This is a genomic window from Paludibacterium sp. (genome assembly GCF_019232825.1).
Classification (GTDB): Bacteria; Pseudomonadota; Gammaproteobacteria; order Burkholderiales; family Chromobacteriaceae; genus Paludibacterium.
In genome coordinates this window covers 1-22,673 of sequence record NZ_JAFAND010000034.1, presented here as the reverse complement: position 1 = coordinate 22,673, position 22,673 = coordinate 1, and the positions used below count along the sequence as shown (strand labels likewise).

General features: G+C 62.1%; 26 protein-coding genes. 12 read left to right on the top strand and 14 right to left on the bottom strand.

Annotated features, from left to right (window positions below; all coding sequences use genetic code 11):
- Nucleotides 1–131: 131 nt before the first annotated feature.
- From JOZ06_RS03155 to JOZ06_RS03135, 5 genes are all read left to right on the top strand, one after another.
- Nucleotides 132–719, top strand: a complete 588-nt coding sequence (locus JOZ06_RS03155) for a VTT domain-containing protein (protein WP_293228524.1) — start codon at nt 132–134, stop codon at nt 717–719.
- Nucleotides 720–721: 2 nt separating this feature from the next.
- Entirely contained in the window at nt 722–1,942 is a 1,221-nt protein-coding gene (locus JOZ06_RS03150; RefSeq protein WP_293228522.1) for a glycosyltransferase, read from the top strand.
- The gene (locus JOZ06_RS03145; protein WP_293228520.1) at nt 1,939–2,664 is read left to right on the top strand and encodes a glycosyltransferase family A protein; all 726 of its coding nucleotides are present in this window, start codon (nt 1,939–1,941) and stop codon (nt 2,662–2,664) included. The genes JOZ06_RS03150 and JOZ06_RS03145 overlap by 4 nt, the downstream gene beginning before the upstream one ends.
- Before the next feature lie 216 nt (nt 2,665–2,880).
- On the top strand, nt 2,881–3,132 hold the full coding sequence (locus tag JOZ06_RS20640; RefSeq protein ID WP_366814347.1) for a toxin: 252 nt from the start codon (nt 2,881–2,883) through the stop codon (nt 3,130–3,132).
- Nucleotides 3,129–3,443, top strand: a complete 315-nt coding sequence (locus JOZ06_RS03135) for a transcriptional regulator (RefSeq protein WP_293228518.1) — start codon at nt 3,129–3,131, stop codon at nt 3,441–3,443. Before JOZ06_RS20640 ends, JOZ06_RS03135 begins: the two co-directional genes overlap by 4 nt.
- Before the next feature lie 323 nt (nt 3,444–3,766).
- Here JOZ06_RS03135 and JOZ06_RS03130 read toward each other — a convergent pair whose 3' ends face one another.
- From JOZ06_RS03130 to JOZ06_RS03115, 4 genes are all read right to left on the bottom strand, one after another.
- Nucleotides 3,767–4,528, bottom strand: coding sequence for a transporter substrate-binding domain-containing protein (locus JOZ06_RS03130; RefSeq protein ID WP_293228516.1), 762 nt, complete (start codon nt 4,526–4,528; stop codon nt 3,767–3,769).
- A 109-nt stretch (nt 4,529–4,637) separates the two neighbouring features.
- Nucleotides 4,638–5,999, bottom strand: a complete 1,362-nt coding sequence (locus tag JOZ06_RS03125; RefSeq protein ID WP_293228514.1) for an aspartate aminotransferase family protein — start codon at nt 5,997–5,999, stop codon at nt 4,638–4,640.
- Nucleotides 6,000–6,062: 63 nt separating this feature from the next.
- A complete protein-coding gene (locus JOZ06_RS03120; protein ID WP_293228512.1) occupies nt 6,063–7,349 on the bottom strand; it encodes an MFS transporter in 1,287 nt (428 codons plus the stop codon).
- Between the two features lie 35 nt (nt 7,350–7,384).
- Complete coding sequence (locus JOZ06_RS03115) at nt 7,385–7,888, bottom strand: gluconokinase (protein WP_293228510.1); 504 nt, start codon at nt 7,886–7,888, stop codon at nt 7,385–7,387.
- Between the two features lie 143 nt (nt 7,889–8,031).
- Here JOZ06_RS03115 and JOZ06_RS03110 point away from each other — a divergent pair, with 143 nt between their 5' ends.
- The 5 genes from JOZ06_RS03110 to JOZ06_RS03090 all read left to right on the top strand — a co-directional run bounded on the left by JOZ06_RS03110 (nt 8,032) and on the right by JOZ06_RS03090 (nt 12,239).
- The gene (locus tag JOZ06_RS03110; RefSeq protein ID WP_293228509.1) at nt 8,032–9,048 is read left to right on the top strand and encodes a LacI family DNA-binding transcriptional regulator; all 1,017 of its coding nucleotides are present in this window, start codon (nt 8,032–8,034) and stop codon (nt 9,046–9,048) included.
- A 184-nt stretch (nt 9,049–9,232) separates the two neighbouring features.
- A complete protein-coding gene (locus JOZ06_RS03105; RefSeq protein WP_293228507.1) occupies nt 9,233–9,862 on the top strand; it encodes a LysE family translocator in 630 nt (209 codons plus the stop codon).
- A 21-nt stretch (nt 9,863–9,883) separates the two neighbouring features.
- On the top strand, nt 9,884–10,639 hold the full coding sequence (locus JOZ06_RS03100) for an alpha/beta hydrolase (protein ID WP_293228505.1): 756 nt from the start codon (nt 9,884–9,886) through the stop codon (nt 10,637–10,639).
- A gap of 24 nt (nt 10,640–10,663) precedes the next feature.
- A complete protein-coding gene (locus JOZ06_RS03095) occupies nt 10,664–11,239 on the top strand; it encodes an NnrU family protein (RefSeq protein ID WP_293228503.1) in 576 nt (191 codons plus the stop codon).
- A 346-nt stretch (nt 11,240–11,585) separates the two neighbouring features.
- Nucleotides 11,586–12,239: a dihydrofolate reductase family protein gene (locus tag JOZ06_RS03090; protein ID WP_293228501.1), complete on the top strand. Its 654-nt coding sequence runs from the start codon at nt 11,586–11,588 to the stop codon at nt 12,237–12,239.
- Here the strand turns inward: JOZ06_RS03090 and JOZ06_RS03085 are convergent.
- Genes JOZ06_RS03085 through JOZ06_RS03075 form a run of 3 tightly spaced genes read right to left on the bottom strand, consistent with a single transcriptional unit; the run spans nt 12,236 to nt 13,396 of the window.
- The gene (locus tag JOZ06_RS03085; protein ID WP_293228499.1) at nt 12,236–12,802 is read right to left on the bottom strand and encodes a GNAT family N-acetyltransferase; all 567 of its coding nucleotides are present in this window, start codon (nt 12,800–12,802) and stop codon (nt 12,236–12,238) included. The genes JOZ06_RS03090 and JOZ06_RS03085 overlap by 4 nt on opposite strands.
- 3 nt (nt 12,803–12,805) lie before the next feature.
- Entirely contained in the window at nt 12,806–13,093 is a 288-nt protein-coding gene (locus JOZ06_RS03080) for a KTSC domain-containing protein (protein WP_293228497.1), read from the bottom strand.
- Between the two features lie 45 nt (nt 13,094–13,138).
- Entirely contained in the window at nt 13,139–13,396 is a 258-nt protein-coding gene (locus JOZ06_RS03075) for a hypothetical protein (RefSeq protein ID WP_293228496.1), read from the bottom strand.
- A gap of 235 nt (nt 13,397–13,631) precedes the next feature.
- On the opposite strand from JOZ06_RS03075, the gene JOZ06_RS03070 reads away from it, so the two are divergent.
- A complete protein-coding gene (locus JOZ06_RS03070; protein ID WP_293228494.1) occupies nt 13,632–13,922 on the top strand; it encodes a helix-turn-helix transcriptional regulator in 291 nt (96 codons plus the stop codon).
- 201 nt (nt 13,923–14,123) lie between these two features.
- Here the strand turns inward: JOZ06_RS03070 and JOZ06_RS03065 are convergent, their stop codons facing one another.
- On the bottom strand, nt 14,124–15,368 hold the full coding sequence (locus JOZ06_RS03065) for a type II toxin-antitoxin system HipA family toxin (RefSeq protein ID WP_293228492.1): 1,245 nt from the start codon (nt 15,366–15,368) through the stop codon (nt 14,124–14,126).
- A 1-nt stretch (nt 15,369) separates the two neighbouring features.
- Nucleotides 15,370–15,705 carry a helix-turn-helix transcriptional regulator gene (locus JOZ06_RS03060; RefSeq protein WP_293228490.1) on the bottom strand — a complete coding sequence of 112 codons (336 nt, stop codon included), beginning with the start codon at nt 15,703–15,705 and terminating at the stop codon, nt 15,370–15,372.
- A 352-nt stretch (nt 15,706–16,057) separates the two neighbouring features.
- Here JOZ06_RS03060 and JOZ06_RS03055 point away from each other — a divergent pair, with 352 nt between their 5' ends.
- Nucleotides 16,058–16,279: a hypothetical protein gene (locus JOZ06_RS03055; protein WP_293228488.1), complete on the top strand. Its 222-nt coding sequence runs from the start codon at nt 16,058–16,060 to the stop codon at nt 16,277–16,279.
- 87 nt (nt 16,280–16,366) lie between these two features.
- On the opposite strand, the gene JOZ06_RS03050 is transcribed toward JOZ06_RS03055, so the two are convergent.
- The 5 genes from JOZ06_RS03050 to glpK all read right to left on the bottom strand — a co-directional run bounded on the left by JOZ06_RS03050 (nt 16,367) and on the right by glpK (nt 22,294).
- A complete protein-coding gene (locus tag JOZ06_RS03050) occupies nt 16,367–17,500 on the bottom strand; it encodes a methyl-accepting chemotaxis protein (protein ID WP_293228486.1) in 1,134 nt (377 codons plus the stop codon).
- Between the two features lie 99 nt (nt 17,501–17,599).
- A complete protein-coding gene (locus tag JOZ06_RS03045) occupies nt 17,600–18,061 on the bottom strand; it encodes a PTS glucose transporter subunit IIA (RefSeq protein WP_293228484.1) in 462 nt (153 codons plus the stop codon).
- A gap of 288 nt (nt 18,062–18,349) precedes the next feature.
- Nucleotides 18,350–19,891 carry a glycerol-3-phosphate dehydrogenase gene (gene glpD, locus JOZ06_RS03040; protein ID WP_293228482.1) on the bottom strand — a complete coding sequence of 514 codons (1,542 nt, stop codon included), beginning with the start codon at nt 19,889–19,891 and terminating at the stop codon, nt 18,350–18,352.
- Nucleotides 19,892–20,055: 164 nt separating this feature from the next.
- Nucleotides 20,056–20,766 carry an MIP/aquaporin family protein gene (locus JOZ06_RS03035; protein ID WP_293228480.1) on the bottom strand — a complete coding sequence of 237 codons (711 nt, stop codon included), beginning with the start codon at nt 20,764–20,766 and terminating at the stop codon, nt 20,056–20,058.
- 28 nt (nt 20,767–20,794) lie between these two features.
- A complete protein-coding gene (gene glpK / locus JOZ06_RS03030; protein ID WP_293228478.1) occupies nt 20,795–22,294 on the bottom strand; it encodes a glycerol kinase GlpK in 1,500 nt (499 codons plus the stop codon).
- Nucleotides 22,295–22,673: the final 379 nt, after the last annotated feature.

The window sequence follows — 22,673 nt, the reverse complement described above, 5'->3', positions numbered from 1 at the left end:
ACTCCCCACTCCCAGCTTTCGCGCAATTGAAACAAATCCTGATTAGCATGGCCTTCGAGGCGGCCCCGACAGCCGCCCGCCGATAATAAGGAGGAGGCTATGCCCGCTCGCCCCCGTCTCGCGGAGACCCGGTGTTGACATCCCCCGCCTGGCTGTCCGCGGCGCTGTCCGTCTATGGGCTCCCCGCCCTGTTCGCCGCCATGGTGCTGGAAGGCCCGCTGGCCACCGCCTTGGGCGCCTTTCTCGCCGCACAGGGCTTTTTCCACCTGAGCCAAGTCTATCTTTTGGCCATCGCCGCCGACCTGACCGGCGATTCGCTGCTCTATCTGCTCGGCCGTCTCGGCCGGGTGCCCGCCCGGCTGTGGCGCGGCGCCCGCGGTTGGCACCGGCGGCGGCGCGCCTTGTGGCTGCAGGCGCACTTGCAGCGCCACGCCGGCCGACTGCTCGTCATGGGCAAACTGACGCATGCGCTCGGATTCCTGATCCTGATCGCCGCTGGCGCCGCCCGGTTGCCGTTCCTATCCTTTCTCGGCTGGAATTTGCTGGCGACGCTGCCCAAAAGCGCGCTGTTCGCTGTCGTGGGCTTCTTTGGCGGCGCCGCCTATCAACGCCTCGATTTCTACCTGTGGCTGTTCAGCACAGCGGCCCTGGCCGGGCTATTCGCCACCGCCTGCGCTTGGCTGCGCTACCGTGTCCGGCCCTATTTCCCGGAGGACTGACCATGCGCATCGCCGTCTTCAGCGACAGTTTCTACCCCGAGCTCGGCGGTATTCAGGATTCGATTCTGGCCACCTGCCGCGCGCTGGGCGAGCGCGGCCACCAGCTGACGATCGTCGCGCCGCGCGCCGCGCGCAACGACTTCCGCTTGTCGCGGGTGCCGGTGCGCGAAATCGACCTCGGCGCCAACGTGCGCGTTCTACGCCGGGCTTCACTACGGGTGCCGAGCTCGACCGGCCAATCGCGCCTATTGATACCGACCGGCCGCTGCTGGCGCGCCCTGGCCGATTTCCGCCCCGAACTCATTCATGCCCATACCTTTCTGGGCGCAGGGTTCGAGGCGCGCGTGGCCGCGCGGAAGCTGCGGCTGCCGCTGGTCGGCACCAACCACTGGGCCGTCGACGCCTTCTCCGATTACGTGCCGCTGCCCTCCGCCTGGGTCAAGCAAGCGAGCCTCAAGGCGGTCGCGGCCTTCTACAACCATTGCCGGCTGGTCACCGGCCCCTCGCAATCGGTATTGGACGCCATGCAGGAACATGGCCTGGCGCGTCCGACGCATGTCATCTCCAATCCGATCGACACCGCGCGCTTCACCCCGGCCGAAACGGCCGAGCGCCAGACGCTGAAGGCGCGCTGGGACTTTGGCGGCGCCACCGTCGTCTATGCCGGCCGGCTGGCGCGCGAGAAGAACATCGACGTGCTGATCCGCGCGTTGCCGCGCATTGCCGCGAGCCAGCCGGACGTCGAGCTGGTGTTGGCCGGGCACGGCCAGGAAGAGGCCGCGCTGCGCCTATTGGCCGCGAGCCTGGGCGTGAGCGGGCGGGTGCGCTTTCTCGGCACGCTGGACAAGGCGGCGCTGGCCCAGGTGTTCCAGGCGGCCGAGCTGTTCGCGCTGGCCAGCACCTCCGAAACCCAGAGCATGGTGACGCTGCAGGCAATGAGCAGCGGGCTGCCGGCCGTGGTGGCGCGTTCGCTGGCGCTGCCTGAGTATGTCGATGACCAGTGCGGCCGCTTGGCGACGCCGCAAGACGACGGCGACTTCGCCCGCCAGATCTCGGCACTGCTGGCCGACCCGGCGCTACGCCTGCGTTTGGGCGAGGACGCCGCGCGCCGCGCCCGGCGCTATGCGCTCGACGATATTGTCTCCCGTTGGGAAGCAGCCTATGCAGAGGCCGCATGCCCGGCGCCCCGCTTCGATTCACACCCCCAAGGAGTCCAGCCATGAAGCTCAGCCTGATCATTCCGGCCTACAACGAAGAAGGCTATTTGGCCGACTGCCTACGCCACGCGCAGGATGAAATCGCTCGGCAGTCGTCGCGCGGCCCATTCGAAATCATTGTGATCAATAACGCCAGCACCGACCGCACCGCCGAGATCGCGGCGGGCTTCGCCGGCGTGCGCGTGGTGACGGAGCAGAAAAAGGGACTGACCCATGCCCGCCAACGCGGGCTCGACGAGGCGCGCGGCGAGATTCTGGCTTATATCGACGCCGATACGCGCATGGCGCCCGGCTGGCTCGCGCGCGTGCTCGATCTCTACCAGGCGAAACCCGACGCCGTTTGCGTCAGCGGTCCGTACGCCTATTACGACCTGGCCAAATTCAAGAGCGCGCTGGTACGGCTGTATTGGCTGATGCTGGCGAAACCGACCTACCTGTTCACCCAGTACATGGCCGTCGGCGGCAATTTCGCCGCGCGGCGCGACGCCTTGCTGAATATCGGCGGCTTCGACACCAACATCGCCTTCTATGGCGAGGACACCAATATCGCCCGCCGGCTGGCGGAGGTTGGCAGGGTGGTGTTCGATCTCGGGCTCGTCATGCCCACCTCGGCCCGGCGGCTTGACGAGGAAGGTTTCGTCACCACCGCGATGCGCTACGTGGTCAACTTCATGTCCGAAGTGGTGCTCAAGCGGCCGAGCACCAGCGACTACCGCGACGTGCGCTAGTGCCATTAGAACGGCCCGCCCGGGGAGATCCGGCGGGCCGCTTTCCCGCCGCCATGTTGATCCCCTGCCCTGCTTTAACTCTGCTGCCTTTTCATCTATACGCTATTAACGTATAGTTTAACGATGAAAGCGCTCTTCGCAGAATTGCCTGCCTTTGCCCGCTACCGGGCGGATTATCTTGACGATACGGGTTTTCGCGCGCGGCAAGCCACGCTGATGGCAAACCCGGCCGCTGGCGATGTCATCGAAGGGACAGGCGGACTACGCAAGGTACGGCACGCAGATAAAAGACGAGGCAAAGGCAAGCGTGGCGGCCTACGAGTGATTTACTATTGGTGGAACGGCGGCGACCAATTCTGGCTGTTTACGCTCTACGACAAGGACGAAATGAGCGATCTCAACGCCCAGGATCGTCTGGCGCTAAACGCCATGCTTAAACGCGAACTGAACGCAAGGAATGAATCATGAAACGCAATCTGTTTGCGGAATTGTCTGAAGGCTTCGACGCCCTAGAGCAAAGCCGGCACGGCAAGCTAACGCTTCGCAGTCATCAAATGGATGAAGCGACGCCGGCCCCCGAAGTGACCGCACACGATCTGCTTGCCATCCGTGAACGGCTGAACGTATCGCGCGCGGTATTTGCCCGCTATTTGCGGACCAACCCGCGCACGTTGGAAAGCTGGGAGCAAGGCCGCACCCATCCCAATGCACAAGCCGCACTGCTTATCCAGATGGTGAAGCAGTACCCGGATACGATTGAGCGCATTAAGACTCTCTAAGCCCCCCTCAGACAGACATTGGCAACCGCTGCAAATAACTTGTTCAGAGGGTCCCTAGGGCCTGTCTGCAAACTATTTGCGGCTGCGGCCGGCATCAGTCGGATGCAGCGCTAGAAGCGCGTCCCGCCGCAGTGTCATTCACTGCAAGGGGCAAGCGACAACGCGATGCGCCGGCGGATACCGGCCCCGAAGGGCTGGCCTGGTAAACGGCCATCTGCGTCGTTGGGCGGCTTGGCCTTAGAATGACTAAGGCCGGCGCCCCCCGCCTAGCATCTGGCCATTTACCAGGCCAGCGCAGTTCACAAATAGTTTGCAGACAGGCCCTAGTCAATCGTGCTGATCTGCACCGGATAGGACGGGCGATATTTTACGATGATCCGTTTAATCTCACCGTCGTTTTGCATTCTGGCAATGGCCTGATTGACCGCTTTGATGTCCACTTTGCTCTTCAGCGAAAATCCGCATTGCAGCTGATAATCCTGCATTTTTATTACGTTATAATTTTTAAAGCTATTATGAAATGACAAATAATATAAAAAAGTCGTCAAATCCGTTGCCGCATAATCAAACCGGCCGATCTTGAGTTTATCCAAATTACGCAACGGATCAATAACGTCATCACGAATATATCCCGTATGCTGGATTTTCGGATAGTGATAGCCGATAACCGTGCCGATATGTTTGCCTTTTAAATCTCCCCAATGCATGAGCATCGGCACACGCCCGCTGCTCACCAGCACGTCGGTGTGCTTGAGCCAGGGAATGCTCCAGGTCGCAGGCACCTCCAGCCATTCCGGCGTGAAATAGCAAAATCCATCCGTTCGGCCACTGGCCATGAACTCATTGATTCGCCGCTGCGGCGTCGGAATAAACGCGGCTTCCGCCTTGAGCTGTTTGGCTAGAGCGAGCTCCATGTCATACTCGATGCCGCCTGTCGGCATATCGCCGTTAAATATCAAAAAAGGCGGCGCATCGTCCATATCGGCAAGGAACTGGATAATCTGTTTTTCCGGCGCCGCATTGACTATGCCGCCGAAAAAAAACAGCCAGAAGCCGAAGTAAATTATTTTTCCCGTTCGCGTCATGTGAACCTCCCTGGAAATTCGCGAATAAATAACATTTCATCATTTAGTAAGTTATTTATATTTTTCAAGAATTTACAGGGAAAGAAACATGACCTAAACCGAATATCCCCTAAGCGCGAATTTCAATTAAAAACGCCTCAAAGGCCGCGACCAGCCGATCCACCGCCGACTCGCTGGTATGCGGACACACCAGCATCATGTTATGAAATGGGGTAATCGATAAGCCGCGGTTGAGCAAATAGAGATGAATCATGTGCTCCAGCTCGCCATCCAAGATGGCGTCGCCTTGACTGCCGTTGAGCGGTGGCATCGGCGTGAACTGGAACTCGGTGCGGGCGCCGACTTGAGTCACGCACCAGGGCATGCCCTGCCGGGTGATTGCCGCGCGCAAGCCCGCCGCCAGGCGCGCGGCCAGATCGAACATCGCCTGGTAGGCGGTGTCGGTCATGACCTGCTCAAGATTGGCGCGCATGGCCGCCATGGCCAACATATTGGCGGTCAGCGTGGTGCCGATGCCGCTGTGGCCGGGAGGCGCCCGGCGCTTGGCCGCCTCGGCGCGCGTCGCCGTCTCGGCCGAGAAGCCGTAAACCGCGCACGGCACGCCCCCGCCCACGGGCTTGCCCAGCACCAGCATGTCGGGCGCGAGTCCGTGGGCGCGGCCAAAGCCACCAGGACCGCTACTGATGGTGTGGGTCTCGTCCAAGATCAGCAGCGTGCCGTAGCGGCGGCACAGCGCCTGCGCCGCCGGCCAGAACCCCGGCTCGGGCAGCACCATGCCGATATTGGTCATGGCGGGCTCGGCCAATAGACAGGCCACCTCGCCGTCGGCCAAAGCCGCCTCCAGCGCGGCCAGGTCGTTGAACTCCACCACCCGCGTGTTTTGCGTCAGGTCGGTCGCTTGTCCCAGCAAGCTCGCGCGCGAAACCGGCCGGCCGCCGTCCAGATCGACGAACACGTCGTCCACCGTACCGTGGTAACAGCCGTTGAAGACCAACAATTGGCGCCGGCCGGTCATCGCGCGCGCCCAGCGCAAGGCAAAACGGTTGGCATCCGACGCGCTCAGCGCGAATTGCCAATACGGCAAACCGAAGCGGCGCGCCAACTCCTCCGCCACCCACACCGCGTCGCGGCTCGGCAGCATCGCCGTCAGACCGCGCGCGCCCTGCTCGGCCAACGCGCGCGCCACCGGCGCCGGCGAATGACCGAACATGGCGCCGGTATCGCCCAGACAAAAATCGTCGTAGCGATGGCCGTCCACATCCTCGAACGACGCCCCCTGCGCCGCGCGCACGAAGAGGGTAAACGGCGTCGACCAGTCGTCCATCCAGTGCAGCGGCACACCGAACAGCAGGTGATCGGCGGCCTCGCGCGACAGCGCGCGCGAGGCCGGACGCATGGCGACGAAAGCATCGCGCTCGCGGAGGTAAAGTTGCTGGGCTTTGGACCAATCGAGGCCGGTTCTGGTGTTCATCGGCGCACCTTATGACATTTGGGATCTTTCGATACCTTATGCGCGAACCGGCGCCGAGGCAAATCAGGGTTCGGCAATCGGCTCGATGCGGCCGAGCAGCACCACGAAGGACAATACGCCGACGAGCAGCACCACCCCCGCCACCAGGAAAGCGTTGGTGAAAGAGTGCGACGCGCCGACGATATAGCCCGTGGCGATCGGCGCTACCACGCCCATCATGTTATTGGCGAAGTTCATGATGCCGCCCACCGTACCGGTGGCGCCCTTGGGCGCGATCAGCGACGGCAACGACCAGCCAACCGGCGCCGCCGCGGCCAGGCCGGCCAAAGCCAGCGAGATCCAGGCGATGGCCCAGTACGGATCGTGCGTCCACACCGCGCCGAACACGAACAAACCGAACAGCATGCCGGTGACGAGCACGGTCTTGCGCACGCGCGTCTCATCCACCCCGCGCTGAACCAGATGGTCGATCAGCCAGCCGCCGACCAGCAAATCGGACACGGTGGCGCACATCCATGGCACCGCGGCGAACCCGGCCGATTTGAGGATGCTCATGTGCATGCTTTGCACCAGGAAGCCCGGCAGCCAAGTGAGAAACAGATAGAACGAATAGCCGTAGGCGGCGAAGCCGATGGTCAGACCCCACAGCTTGCGCTGGCGCAGCAGATAGCCGAGCGTCGCGAGCGAGCCGCTTTGGCTTTCGCCCTCCGTCGCCGCGCCGCCCTGGCGGATATAGTCATATTCGGCAGCCGACAGGCGCGGGTGTTGACTCGGATCGCGATAGATCAGCCAGTAGGCGATGAAATAACCGAAGCTCAATACCGCCGTCACGCCGAATCCCCAGCGCCAACCCAGCGTCACCACCGCGTAGGCCACCAGCGGCACGCCGATCACGCTGGAGAATTTGGCCGCCGCGTCGAATAGCGCGGTCGCCAGCGCGCGCTCTTGGCGCGGAAACCAATAGCCGGTGGCTTTGGCGCTGGCGGGGAAGCCCGGCGCTTCGGCGATGCCGAGCAAGGCGCGCGCCGCGAACAGGCCGCCAAAGCCGCCGGCCAGCGCGGTGATGCTTGAGGCCAACACCCACAAGAATGCGCCCCAGCGGCCGATGCGCGTGACGCCGAACTTATCCAGAATCATGCCGACCGGAATCTGCAGCATGGCATAGGTCCAGAAGAACGCACTGAACAGCAAGCCGAGCGACTGGTTGCTCAAACCGAAGGTCGCCTGCAACTGCGGCCCGGCCACCGACACGCTGATGCGGTCCAGATAGTTGATCAACACGCCGATGCCCAGCAAGGCGCCGATTCCCCAGCGTAGCCGCGGGATCGCCGCCGGATTTCCCTGATTCATATCTCTCTCCGTGTGTTGTGAAAACGGCGCGGCCGTCAGTCGGTCCGCGCCGCCAGAATCGTGTCGACAATGTGCTCCGGGGTATCCGTGACCGGGCAAACCTGCGCATGCTCGTCGGCCCGTGGCGGTTCCAGATCGGCGAACTGGCTATCCACTAGCCCCACCGGCATGAAATGCCCTTCGCGGGCCTGCATGCGCGCGATCACCTGCGCGGGCTCGGCCCGCAGATACACCAGCCGCAAAGCCGGCGCGCCTTGGCGCAGCAGATCGCGATAGCGGCGCTTGAGCGCCGAGCAGGCCAACACCGCGCCGGCGCCCTCTGCCGCCGCCTGCGCCAACTCGCCGGCCAGGCTCGCCAGCCAGTCTTGGCGATCGTCGTCGTTGAGCGGAATGCCGGCGCGCATCTTGTCGAGATTGGCCTGCGGGTGAAAATCGTCGCCCTCGATAAAGCGACATCCCAGCCGCGCCGCCAGGCGCGCGCCGATCTCGCTTTTACCGCTGCCGCACACCCCCATCACCAAAAAGCATTGAGCAGTCATCGTGTTTGTCATCGGGTTGAGACCGGACGGGCCCGGTCTGTTGAAATAAACGCGTCACGATGTTAGCGCTAACATAACAGGTTGCAAAGTAGATTCTTTGACGCGCCGCGCCGGCCCGGCGCCAATCCGGTAGAATCCGCGCCATGGCAGAACGCAAACCCCGCAATAGCGCCACCGGCCGCGTCACCCTCGCCGACGTGGCGCGGGCACTGGACATCAGCGCCATTACCGTCTCGCGCGCGCTCAAAACCCCCGAGCGCGTCTCGCCCGTGTTGCGCGAACGCATCACCCAGGCCGTGCGCCAACTCGGCTATCGGCCCAACCACGCCGCGCGCGCGCTGGCCACCGCCCGCTCCGGCAACGTGCTGGTGCTCGTGCCGTCACTGACCAACGAGGTGTTCGTCGACGTGCTGGGCGGCATTCATGACGAACTGCAACCGCGCGGCATGCAGATGCTGATCGGCAATACCCATTACTCGCTCCGCGAGGAAGAGAAGCAGTTGGAGGCGTTTCTCGGCCATGCGCCGGACGGGATTTTGCTCTCGGGCCTCGATCACAGCCCGCGCACGCAGGCGCTGCTGGCGGAGAGCCGGTTGCCGGTGGTGACCATGATGGAGCTGGACAACGCCGCCGACAGCCGCTCGGTCGGCCTGTCTCAACGCGCGGCCGGCCAGGCGATGACCCGGCATTTGATCACCCGCGGCTATCGCCGCATCGCCTACGTGGCCGCGCAAGGCGACCCGCGCACACGGCAGCGCGCCGAGGGCTACCGCGCCGCGCTCGCAGAGGCCAACCTCGACGCGCGCGAAATCTGGCTGGAAACGCCCTCGTCCGTTGGCTTGGGCGCGACGCTACTGACCGAGTTGCTGGCCCAGCACCCCGACTGCGACGCGGTATTCTGTTGTAATGACGACTTGGCACAGGGCATGCTGTACGAATGCCAGCGCCGTGGCATCGCCGTGCCGGCGCGCTTGGCGATCGGCGGTTTCAACGACCTGGCGGCCTCTGCCTGGACCCATCCAGCGCTGACCTCGATCGCCACGCCGCGCTACGACATCGGCCGCCAAGCGGCGCGCATGCTGTGCGCCGCGATCGACAACCAGGAGGCGCCGCGCGCGCTCGACCTGGGCTTTACCCTGATGGCGCGCGGCAGCTCATAACCTCGCCACACGCCCTCCTAAGCCGTGCGTTACTGCGCGAACGCATGCTACCGTTGACAGCACCCAATTTCGTAGCGTGCATTCGTCGTAGGCAATGCACGTTTCCCTCGTGACACCTGGCCATGGGATTTTCATCTCGCATATTCAACGTTAGACTGTTGATTCCGACAGCAAGGACCACCGCATGAATACCCCGCTCTACCTGTTGTTCTGTGCCACCGCGCTCGCCGCCGTGTTCACGCCCGGCCCCGCCGTCATGCTGGCGCTACAGAACAGCACCTTGTATGGCTGGCGCCGCACGGCGCTGTCGTCGCTGGGCAATATTTCCGGCTTGCTGGTGCTTATCAGCGCCAGCGCCATCGGCTTGGGCGCCATCCTGCGCGCGTCCGCCACCCTGTTCTTGCTGCTGAAAATCTGCGGCGCCGGCTATCTGATCTACCTGGGCATCAAGCAGTGGCGCGCCGGCGGCGCCAAACTGCGCCACGCCAAGGCGGCGCCCGAGACGCCGCCCAACGCGGCGAGCCTGTACCGCGAAGGACTGCTGCTAGCGCTATCCAATCCCAAGGCCATTTTGTTCATCACCGCGCTGTTTCCGCAGTTCATCGTGCACGACCAGCCGCTGATGCCGCAGCTGGTGTTGCTGTCGCTGACCTTCATGAGCATGTCGTTCAGCGCTTTGATGACCTATGCGCTAGCCGGCCACCTGGTCGGCGGCAATCTGGCCGACACCATGCAGTCGGCACGCTTCCGCCGCGCCACCGGCGGCCTGTTCGTCGCCATGGGCGCGGGCCTGTTGACGCTAAAGGCGCAATAACCCTCAAGGAGCACGCGCCGCATGCAAGTATTCCAGTTGCAACAGCCTCGGGCCGCATTGCGCTATCACGACCTGCCGGGCGATAAGACCCCCTTGTTGTTGCTGCACGGCCTCGGTTGCGCCGGCTCCAGCGACTTTCCCCGCGTCACCGCCGATCCAGCGCTGGCGGGCCGGCGCTTCCTGATTCCCGATTTGCTCGGCCACGGCTTTAGCGACAAACCGGAAGATTTCGACTACACCCCGGCTTCGCAGGCCGGCACGCTCGTCGCGTTGCTCGACGCGCTCGATCTGCCGCAAATCGATTTGTTCGGCCACAGCATGGGCGGCGCCGTGGCCATCGAACTCGCACGGCGCAACCCGGCTCGCATTCGCCGGCTGGTCCTGGCCGAGCCGAATCTGACCAACGGCGGCGGCACCTTCAGCCGCGCCATTGCCGAACAGCCGCTCGCGCGCTACCTTACTCAAGGCCATACCGAAGTGATCCGGCTTGCCGAGCACCCGCAATGGGCCGGTACGATGCAATGCGCCTCGCCGCTGGCCATCTACCGCGCGGCCGAAGGGCTGGTCGTCGGCGCTGAGCCATGCTGGGGAGAACAGCTGCGGGCCTTGCCGATGCCTCGCACGGTACTGTTCGGCGAGCAGTCACTGCCGGACGCGCAGTTCGACGAACTGCCGCAGATGGGCGTCTCGCCGGGTATCATCGCCGACTGCGGCCACTCGATTCCGCAAGACCAGCCGGCCGCGCTCGCCAGCGCGTTGGCGCAAGCACTCGCCTAACCCCACCCGCCCGGAGGCCGCATCATGATGCTGATGCTATTGGGTTTGCTGATTTTTCTTGCAATGCACTCGGTGCGCCTGTGGGCGCCCGCCTGGCGCGAGGCGCAAATCGCGCGCCTGGGGCAGATGGTTTGGCGCGGCATTCACTCGGTGGCCGCGCTCGTTGGTCTGGCACTGATCGTCAAGGGCTACGCCGCAGCGCGCCTGCTTCCCGGCGTCTATTGGCAACTGCCCTTCGGCGCGCGTCACGGCATGATGCTGGTGATGCTCTTCTCGTTCATTCTGCTGATCGCCAGCCAAATTCCCGGCAACCACATCAAACAGCGCGTCGGTCACCCGATGAGCATCGGCTTGGTGCTGTGGTCGGGCATGCACCTGATCTTCAACGGCCGCCCGGCCGATCTGGTGCTGTTCGGCGCGTTCTTCGTCTGGTCGCTGTCGTTGACGGTGGTGTCGCTGCGCCGTGACCGCGCCGCCGGCGTCGCCTACCCGCCAGGCCATCTCAGCCGCGACCTGCTCGTGTGCGCGCTGGCCGTGGTGCTGTGGCTCGGCTTCATTCTCTCGTGGCACCTGCGGCTGATCGGGGTCGGCATCCTTTAACGACGGCAGGCATGCCGGGGCAGACGGCGACCAAAAACAACCATACATCCGATCATACAAATCGTATTTCTGACGTTTCGCGCGAACACTTACACCCGAGGAACGATTGAGGTCTCGGCCGACCAGCGCGTCATCACGATTCGCGATGAGGAAATCCGCCTCAGTGCCAGCCTGGATGGTTATGCGCGTTACCAGCGCATAGTCCGGTACCGCTTGATACCCTTCATCTGGCAGGCATCTGAAAAGGCATAGGGAGACCGCTACGCAGAAATGACATCAGAACTTTCCTTTTGCACTGAACACAACATAAAAAGAAGAACCTGATCCCCCTGAACGGAGACAACCGATGACACGCGTTCGCGTTGAAGGTTTTACCATCTCGCTCGACGGCTACGGCGCGGGCCCGGATCAAGACATCGACAATCCGCTTGGCGTGGGTGGAACGGCACTGCATCAGTGGCTGGTGCCGACACGCACGTTCCAGCAAACCTTGTTCGGCAAGAACGGCGGCACGACGGGTATTGACGACGATTTCGCCGCCCGGGGGTTTCAGCATGTCGGGGCCTGGATTCTGGGCAGAAACATGTTCGGACCGATTCGCGGGGATTGGCCGGATACGAACTGGAAAGGCTGGTGGGGCGACAGTCCGCCGTATCACGTCCCCGTCTTCGTCTTGACCCATCATGCGCGTCCCACCATCGAGATGGCGGGCGGCACGACGTTTCACTTCATCACCGGTGGCATTCACGAAGCGCTCGACCGGGCGCGCGAAGCCGCGGCCGGCATGGACGTGCGCATCGGCGGCGGGCCGGACACCATTCGCCAGTATCTGCGCGCGGGCCTGATCGATGCGTTGCACATTGCGATTTCACCGGTCCTGCTCGGCCGCGGCGAAGCGCTGTTCGAAGGGATTGATTTGCGGGCGCTGGGCTATCAATGCGTGGAATTCGTCGCGTCGGAGAAGGCTACACATATCGTTCTACGGCGCGCGGACGCCTAGGGCGGATCCGCCCAGGCAAAGTCGGGATTGATAAGTGCAGTCAGCACATGGTCGCGCCAGGCGCCGTTCAAAAACAGATACTGGCTGGCGCGCCCCTCGATCGCGAACCCCAGACGCTCTAGCAGCGCGGCACTGCGCACATTGTCCGCTTGGTAGTTGGCCTGGATGCGATGCAGGCCGAGCGGGCCAAATGCCAGGCCGATCAAGGCGGCCAGCGCCTCGCGCATCAGTCCCGTTCCCTGCAGCGACCGATCGATACCGTACCCCATGGTGCAGCCCTGCATCATGCCGCGCTCCAGCTTGAACAGCGAGGCCGTGCCGACGACGGTCTCGGCGTCCTCGCGCAAAAACAGCAGATAGGACGCGCCGCGCCCTTCCCCCCAGTCGTTCGCGCGCCCGGCAAGAAAAGCCTGGGCGGAGGACAGCTCGGTATGAATCGGCCCCCATGGCACGAGGTGTTCGCAATTGCGTTGCTGGTAGCACAGCAACGCCTGCGCAAAGGCGGGGCCGGCCGGCCGCAAGATCAGCCGTGCGCTGTGCAAATCGGGCTGCTGACTATCCACTGTTCATCCCTCGTCTCGGTTTTGCTCGGGTCGGCCAAACAGTTCGTCGAGAGGATTGGCTTTCGGCCCGCTGTCACCGCGCGCAGCGAGCTTACAGCTGAATTGGTCTTCGATGTTGTCCCGGTAAAAACTCCAGGCAGCGGCGGAGGTGACCAGACGTTGCCAAAGCGACTCGCCGACATGGCTGTAATCCAGCAACTTGCCATCATCCAGCTCGACGCGCAGCGTACGGCTGGCGCGATCATAACCCACCGCACGCAGCTTACCGGCATTCAGACGTTTCATTTCCATACAAGCCTCTTCGGGGCCGCGACGGGCCCCGCCTCCATTATCGCCTTAGTCGGCGGTTAAGATCAGGCACCCCGCCACCCGCCGGGTTCGTACCCCATCCGGCAAATACATCCATGAGCGCTCGGCATCGACACGCAGCGAGGCCCACGGCAGACGACTGTCGACGATGAGCCGGCAAACGCCGGGGTCGGCCTGGCCTTTGCGTGGCGCGCACAGTTCCGAGATCAGGGTGAACAGCGGCAGTTGCTGGAGGTCGCGGTTTGAAGCCGCGGAGGGGATTGCAGTACGATGGCAGACAGCCATATCAACTCTCCTTTGCTTAATGGGTAAGGAGTTGGTTTGGTTAGCGGGTCCTGGGGTGCTAGTAACACTCCTGGGCCCGCGCTCGTTGCGGCTTTGGCCGCAGGCATCACCCTATCCAGCAAGGAATAAAAACACAAGAGCGCGTGGCCGACAGGCAAAACTGCCTCCGAACCCCTAATGAAAAAGAACAGCCTATTAGTTCACAATACCCCGTGACGCCAACCCATTGCTCATCATGCCAAGACGTAATCTGACTAAACTCTGCCCCTTACCGATCCATGCACAGTTTGCTTTGAACGCACTTGGAGAGCGCATCACTCTTGCTCGCAAAGAGCGTGGCTTGACGCAGAGCGAGGTGGCGGACATGCTTGGCATCTCGAAGACCACCTATGTATCGATTGAACACGGCAGCAATGCCACGCAAATCGGTCACTATGCTCGCGCAATCTTCCTACTGGATGTTCCGGGCACATTCCTGCCGGCACCACAGGATGCTGTCTTTGAGATAGCTAGGAAAAGTCGATGAATCTCATTGCAATAGATATTTGGCACCCAATGCTGGCACTCGGCTCACATAAGAGAACAACCTATTGGTCTAAAACACACGCATTAGACCAATAGGTTGTTCTTCTCGCCCAAAACAATCCGTTCGCCTCGGTTAGCGTATTGTTTGGTTATGTTCCACATGCAGCCTCCCTCAGCGCACGCTACCGCCTGCGGCAGGAACTCAAACCGAAGCAATGCCTACGATGCGGGCTTGACGCTGAAAGCACGCCTCCACACGCGCAAGAATGGCTTTATCCGCACCACAAGACTCAAACACGGGACGCCATAACCTCACACCCGCAGCGACCTCCCCAATAATGCGGTTAGCCACCTCTGGTGTCAGGCCAAAACGAGGAGCGTGCTGGCGGGCAGTATCGAGACTGGCTGATAGATCCTGATCGATCATTGCCATTCCCATGTAGCCCAGATTGGTGAGCTGTGGCACGAGATCAAAGGCAGGCGCCAGCGCATAGCGGTTTCCACCAACATGGAGAACCCCATGATTTTTAACATGGTCATCGCTATTATCGATAAGCATATTGAAGACCATACGCCGGAAAAGCTGCGCTAAATCTTCTGCAACATTCGCACCATAGCGTCGCAGATGCTCCGCTAGCTTTACATAGCTACCGGCATTAGATTCATAGGGGCTATCCGTGAAGGCTGCGGCAGAAAGATAATGGATCCGAGCTCCCTGTTCAATGAGTCCAGGACGATCAAAGCGCCGCAGAAGAAGCGAATGGATCTTGCCAAGAGAAACAACCAGGTGATCCGGCACACGGATGCCACATTGAGAGGCTAGTAACAAGGTGCAGTGCTCCAGCAACTGGACGTCTAGCTCATCATCTTTTGCCGGAAACTTGGCAATCCAGAGCGACCGTTCACGTACGAACGAAGCCTTGGGACGGGCGCCCCCCAAGCTTCCTCCTTGCCGTAAGAGTCGGCGAAACTCCGGTGGAACATCCATATCGAACTCAAGCGCATGCGCAGCCTTTGCCAGATCCTCCAGGCGAAACGATTTTACGGAGAGATCCAGATCCGGAATCTCATCCAGGCGCTCCGCAAAAACCATGGCGCCAACTCTGTCGGCATTAGTTTGCAGCAAGACATCCACATCACTGACGGCATTCCAGTTATTACGCGCCTGAATTACTAGCCGCCCCCAAGCATCAGGCAATGCATCCTTCAACGTAAGATTCAGTGCGCCACCATCCCGGCTCCTTGTTGGCGTCATCGGGAATATCTCATTCTCCAACGGCAAGTATCCAGGATTGAGTGCGATCGCATTTTCCAACGCCTGATACTTGCGGCCGTAAGCAAACACACCTTCTTCGAACAGCCCTTGTTGCTCAAGCCGCACCCGTGCCGCCGCCGTCACAGCCCCCTGTCCCGGTAAGACAATGCCTGTATAGATCTCTCGCATCATGTCAGAAGTCCAGATCGTCGTGAGCGAACGCTAAACCACGAGAGCGCTTGGTTTTAGCTCGGCTCTTCGCTGCCAAAGCAGCCGGGACGGGTGCCACGCCCTTCAACGTATCAAGCTGGCCGAGCAACCAAAGTGCGCTCGCAAAATTACCCAGACTTGCGGTCGGCTTCCCCGCTTCCAGATCACGATACGTATTGATGGAACACAGCATTCTTTCCGCCATCTCAGCAATCGTTAAATTCCGATCGATTCGGCAGGCTCGCAGCCTACCTCCAAGCGCTTGCAGTTCATTCATCGCCTGAGGGATGGCTGAGAGCGCGATATTGACTTTGGCCATATCTATCTACTCACTCCATGTGCCCCGCTCTGCCAGCTACGCTTTCACGCCAATGACAGAAGCCAGAATACATTCAATAAAATGATATTTACCATGCACAAAATTCATTATATTGAACTTTAAGACCAAGACAAGACTTTAATGATCGTCACAGACCAAAGGAGGCATGGTGAATTGGTAGTGCCCGTCCCCGCAAAAGCTAATGCGCCTCGACTCGCCAAATCCATGCACTCGCAATGATGGAACTGATCAGGCCGTTGCGTTTCTTACTCAGCTTGGGCCCCAAAGCCAGGCGCCGACGGGAAAAGCATTAGCGCAAGCGCACAGCGCGCCGCAGTACAAGGAGGTTGTCATGACGATTGCGGAAAGACTGCGAGAAAAAGCCCGGCAGCAAGGGATTGAGATCGGTGCCCAAAAAGGACGCCAAGAGAGGCGGCAAGAGGGACGCCAAGAAGGGCGTCAAGAAGAGCGAGAGGACGTAGCGCGCAAGATACTGGCCAGTGGCATCGACCGCATGATCATCATGCAATGCACCAACCTCAGCGAGCAGGCGCTCGACCGGCTCGCGCGCTAATGCGGTCCTCTTTTCCCCCTCAACCACTCATCAAAGCGGGCAAGCGCGCGCGGACGACAACCCTCATCGCCGCGCCGGCTTGATCGATCAGGCCGCCGCCCCGCCGACACGCTGAGCGCTGTGCGTCAGCTGGTCAGCCAGCGCCTGCAGATCGCCCGATGTGCTCTTGAGCTGCGATACCACTTCGATGTTGGATTCCGCCAGCTGCGCCGCCGACGCCACCTTCTGCGCCAATTCGATGCTCGCCATGCGCTGTTCGCGCAGGTTGCCGCTGATGGTTTCGATCGAGCCCACCACCGTCTGCGAGCTTTCCTGGATGCCCTGCATCGATTCGGCGCTCGCCGCCGCGCTCTGGCTGACTTCGAGCACGCTCGACAGGCTTTGCTGCATGCTCTCGACCACCGAGCCCGCCTCCTGCTGAATCGACTGGATCATGGCGGTAATTTCCTGCGCCGACACCGCGCTGCGCTCGGCGAGCTTGCGGACTTCATCGGCCACCACGGCAAAGCCGCGGCCGAACTCGCCCGCGCGCGCCGCCTCGATGGCGGCATTAAGCGCCAGCAAGTTGGTTTGATCGGCCACGTCGACGATCACGCCGACGATATTGCCGATTTTTTCCACCTGGCCGGTCAGCGCCGCCATGCGGCGAGAGGTCGACTGCACCTTATCCGCCACCGCGCGCATCTGCTCGGAAGACGCCAGCACGTCCTGAACGCGCTGACTGGCGATCTCACCCGCTTCGCGCGCCATGCGCGAGGCCTTGCCGGAGCTATTGGCCACATGGTTGATATTGACGGTCATCTGCTGGATCGTGGCCGCCGCCTCGCGCGTCGAATCGGCCTGCTGCTGCACGCTGCTGCTGACCTGCTCGGTCATGCCCGCCAGCGCCTGCGCGGCGCCGGCCGCCGCCTGCGCGCTGTCATGCGCCTGCTGCGCCAAGGCGCGCAATTCGGATTGCAACCCGGAAACACGTTGAAACACGCTGCCCCAGTCGCCTGCCGGGGAAGACACCTCACCGCCTTGCGCCAGCTGCTGCATCAACGCCAGCGGCCGTTCGGCCCGCGCGCCGACCCAGAAGGAGGCCAGCAGCGACAACAGCGCCACCAAGGCCAACACGCCAAGCCAAGCCCCCGCCCCCGCGCCGAGCGCGGCCAACGCCACCCCCGCCGTCACGCCGGTTCCCACCAACTGAACCAGCACAATCTGCATTTTGATAGACATTTCTCTCTCTCCCCGGTCGGTGTGGCCACAGCCGGATATAACACGGCCCTCCGGTTCAGACGCTGAACGGAGGGCCGGATGAACGGAACGACGCGGTGTTTAGCGCGAGGTTACGGTCATGAATGCCGACTGCCCCGCGCTCAGCGAACCAGCGGCTTTGCCCGACAGGGTGTAGTCGTCGCTATTGGCGATCACCACCACGCTGGTGATGGACGGCACTTTGCCTTTGATGCTGGCGAAGTCGACGTCGATCAGCGCTTCGCCTTGCTTGACGCGTTGGCCTTGACGAACGCGCGGGGAGAAACCTTGGCCGTTGAGCTTCACGGTGTCGATACCGATGTGCATCAGCACTTCGGCGCCGTTGTCGGCGGTCAGCGTCAGCGCGTGCGAGGTGCGCGCCACTTGGGTGATGATGCCGTCACACGGTGCAACCAGGGTATTGGAGGTCGGGTTGACGCCCAGGCCGTCGCCCATCATCTGGCCGGAGAACACCGGGTCCGGAACATTGGCCAGGGGAACGACGGAGCCGCTGAACGGCGCAACCAGTTTGATCGAAGACATAGTTATTTCCTCTGTGAGTGAACGAACGCCATCGTGGCAAGGCACAAGCGGCCTCAGATCACTTTGCTATGCCACTGGCAAAATTTAATCACATTGCAATGGACTATGCTTCATTGTTTAGTGTACTCATTGCTGTAATTTTGCAAAAGTTTGCTTCAGCTCAAGTGGAATCCGCCGATGCGCGCACCGGCCGTTGGACCAGAAGGGCCGTTTAATCAAGCCCTTTTCGCTCGCTCGGCGTGCGAATGCGTCATATCGCGTTAATGTTGTAGTATTACTACATATCGTTCATGCCGGCGCGGTGTTCCGTCGCGCCGCATCGCTCCGTGCCGGCGCCGCCAGATAACGCACCAGCCAATCCGCCACATCATCCATCTGCGCGGGCGAGAAATGGAGTTTCAGCTTGCTGCGCCGCCAGAGCAGATCCTCGGTGCTGCGCGCCCATTCGACATCCACCAGATAACGCGCCTCGGCCTCGTAAAAGCCCGGCGCGATCTCCACCCCCAGCTCCGCCAGCGACTTGGCGGCGCCGATCACCCGCTCGAGCCGGGAGCCATAGGCACGGGCATAGCGCGCGAGCACCCCCTGCGGCAACCAGGGGTAGCGTGCCTTGGCGAGGCCAACCCAGGCATCGAAACCGCCCGTCGGCATATCGCCGCCAGGCAGCGGCGAGAGGCCGCTCTGGCAAGGAAGCGCGGCACCCAGCTTCGGCGCCAGCATGTCGACCGCCTGCTCGGCCAATTTGCGGTAGGTGGTGATCTTGCCGCCGAACACGGACAGCAACGGCGCGCCTTTGCCGCCGGCAAGCTCGAGCGAGTAGTCGCGCGTCACGCTGGCGGCATCGTCGGCGGCGTCGTCCAACAGCGGACGCACGCCTGAGAAGGTGGCCAGCACATCCGCAGGCGTTATCTCCCGTTCGAAATAACGGTTGATCATCGTGCACAAATAGAGGATCTCGTCCTCGTTGATCGCCACCTCGGCCGGATCGCCGTGATACTCGACGTCGGTGGTGCCGATCAAAGTGAAATCGCGCTCGTAGGGAATGGCGAAAATGATGCGCTTGTCCGGGTTTTGGAAGATGTAGGCGTAGTCGTGCTCGAACAGCCGCGGCACGATGATATGGCTACCCTTGACCAGACGCACCGATTTGCTGGCGGCGAGACCGGCCTCGTCGCGCAGGAAACGGTCCACCCATGGCCCGGCGGCGTTGATGAGCGCGCGCGCCTGCACCGTGCGCTCGACGCCATCGGCGCCGCGCAGCGTCGCGCGCCATAGGCGCTGATGGCGCGATACGGCGACGCAGGCGGTGCGCGTCAGAATCGTGGCGCCATGCTCGGCCGCGTCCAGCGCGTTGAGCACCACCAGGCGCGCGTCTTGCACCCAGCCGTCCGAATACTCGAAGCCGCGGCGAAACCCCCGCTTCAGCGGCCCGCCGGCGGGGTGACGGGAGAGATCGACGCCCACCGAACCGGGCAGAATCTCGCGCCGCGCCAAATGATCGTACAGAAACAGCCCGCAACGGATCATCCACGCCGGCCGCTGGCTGGCATCGTGCGGCATGACGAAACGCATCGGCCCGATGATATGCGGCGCCAGCCGCAGCAACACCTCGCGCTCCTGCAGCGCTTTGCGCACCAGGCCGAATTCGTAATATTCCAGATAGCGCAGGCCGCCGTGGATCAGCTTGGTACTGGCCGACGACGTGTGCTGCGCCAGGTCATCCCGTTCGCACAGCAACACGGACAAGCCGCGCAACGCCGCGTCACGCGCGATGCCGGCGCCGTTGATGCCGCCGCCGACCACCAGCAGATCCCAAGTTTGATTCTCCACTCTCATTTTCCTCAGCGTTTGCGCGTCCTTGAAGCTTAGCCGCTCGCCATGATCGATTCAACAGAAAATGTTGCTTTTATGTTGTATTTATTTTCGTTTTATGTTCGCTAGACAAAAAAATGGCGCGCGCCCCAACCGGCAAAGCGACGCGCCGCGTTCTTCGATTAGAGGAATTGCTTGCTATATAGCAAAGCCGCCAGCGTGCCGCCGACCAACGAGCCGACCACCGGCACCCAGGAATAGCCCCAGTCGCTGTCGCGCTTGCCGGGGATCGGCAACAGCGCGTGCATGATGCGCGGCGCCAGATCGCGCGCCGGGCTCATCGCATAGCCGGTGGTGCCGCCCAGCGACACGCCGATGCCCAGCACCAGCAAGCCGACCGGCAGCGCGTCAAGCGCGCCGAGCGACGCCTTGGGCGATACCATGTTGAGCACGGCGAACACCAGCACGAACGTGGCGATGATTTCGGAGGCCAGATTGCCCGGCAGACTACGGATGGCGGGACCGGTGCAGAACACCGCGAGCTTGGTGTCCGCGCAATCGGTATGAGCGAAATGCTGGCGGTACATCACCCACACCAAGAAGGCGCCGAACGCGCCGCCCAGCATCTGCGCGCCCATGTACGCCGGCACGCGCGCCCAATCGAACTTGCCCGCCACCGCCAGCGCCAGCGTCACCGCCGGGTTGAGGTGAGCGCCGCTGTAAGCCGCGACGCAGAACACGGCCACGAATACCGCCATGGCCCAGCCGAAGGCGATCACGATCAGGCCGCTGTTATGGCCCTTGGTGTTTTTCAGGATGACGTTGGCCACCACGCCGTTGCCCATCAAAACCAGCAAGGCGGTGCCAATGAATTCAGCAATCAAGGGAGTCATGTTTTTATCCTTGTCGTTATGGCGCAAGTCACTCGGCGTCTGCCCAGGCGATGGCCGCCTTGACGGCTCGGTGCCAGCCGTTGACCAGATGCGCCACCTTGGCCGGCGACATGTCCGGCTGAAAGCGGCGGTCGAGCTGCCACTGCCCTTGCACGTCGTCGAGCCCATGCCAGTAGCCCACGGCCAGGCCAGCGAGATAAGCGGCGCCAAGCGCGGTGGTCTCGGTGATCTTCGGCCGGATGACGTCGGTGGCCAGAATGTCGGATTGGAATTGCATCAGCAGATTGTTGACCGACGCGCCGCCGTCGACCCGCAGTTCCGGCACCGCCATGCCGGCGTCGGCCTCCATCGCCTTGAGCACATCCATAGTCTGGAAGGCAATGCTATCCAGCGCAGCGCGCGCCACGTGCGCCGCCGTCGTGCCCTGGGTCGCGCCGAACAGCGAGCCGCGCGCGTTCTGGTTCCAGTGCGGCGCGCCGAGCCCGGCGAAAGCCGGCACCAGATACACGTCGCCGCTATCGGCCACCTGATGCGCCAATTCGCCCACGTCGCTGGAATGCTTGATGATGCCAAGCCCGTCGCGCAGCCACTTCACCACCGAACCGCCGATAAAGATCGAGCCTTCCAGCGCGTAATGCGTTTCGCCCTTCACTTGCCAGGCGACGGTGGTCAACAGCCGGTTGTTGGACTCGGTCGGCTTGGTGCCGGTGTTCATCATCAGGAAGCAGCCGGTGCCGTAGGTGTTCTTCACCATGCCCGGCCGCGTGCATTGCTGACCGAACAGCGCCGCCTGCTGGTCGCCGGCGATGCCGGCGATGGGAATGCCCGCACCCAACTGCGAGCCTTGCGTCGTGCCATACACCTCGCTCGACGAGCGCACCTCCGGCAACAGGCTCGCGGGGATGTCCATCAGCTTCAACAGCTCGTCGTCCCACGACAGCGTATGAATGTTGTAAAGCATCGTGCGCGAGGCGTTGGAGACGTCGGTGACATGAACCTGACCATGGGTGAAGTTCCACACGAGCCAGCTATCGATGGTACCGAAGGCGAGCTTGCCTGCCTCGGCGCGCGCACGGGCGCCCGGCACATTGTCGAGAATCCACTTGACCTTGCTGCCGGAGAAATAGGCGTCGATCATCAGCCCGGTCTTGGCGCGGATGGTCGCCTCCAGGCCTTGCGCCTTCAGGCTGTCGCAGTAATCGGCGGTGCGGCGGTCTTGCCAGACGATGGCGTTGTAGACCGGCTGGCCGGTCTCGCGATCCCACACCACGGTGGTCTCGCGCTGATTAGTGATGCCGATGGCGGCCACATTGTTGCTCTCCAGCCCGGCATACGCCAGCGCCTCGGCCGCGACGCCGGCTTGCCCGCCCCAGATCTCCAGCGGGTCATGCTCGACCCAGCCCGGCTGCGGGTAATGTTGGGTGAACTCTTTTTGCGCGACCGAAACGATGTCGCCCATGCGATCGAACACGATCGCGCGTGAACTGGTCGTGCCCTGGTCGAGCGCCAGGATGTACTGTTTCTGCATTCTCCACTCTCCTTGTGTGCTGCGTGGCGCCGGGCGCGAACGCGCGCGGCCTGTTTTGCCCGATGTCTTTCCCGGCGGCGGCCGCCCCCCGGCAATGACGTTGGCATGTTGTTTTATGTTTGATTCGGATTCTACACAGGAGAAAACGCGCATAAAAGGAAAATATTTCGAAGATTAAGAAAACCAATCAGACAAAAAACGAAAATACAGCCATCGCCACGCCAGCAAAAGCCTGCCGGCTCACTCCAAAAATAGAGCAAAAACACCATGCCGAAAGCCTTGAGACAGCCATTTCCGCCCCCAGACCGCTATGGGCAGGCATTGTGACAGGCGTGTTGCACAATGACAACGTCGTCAATTTTGCTGCACAGCATCAAAT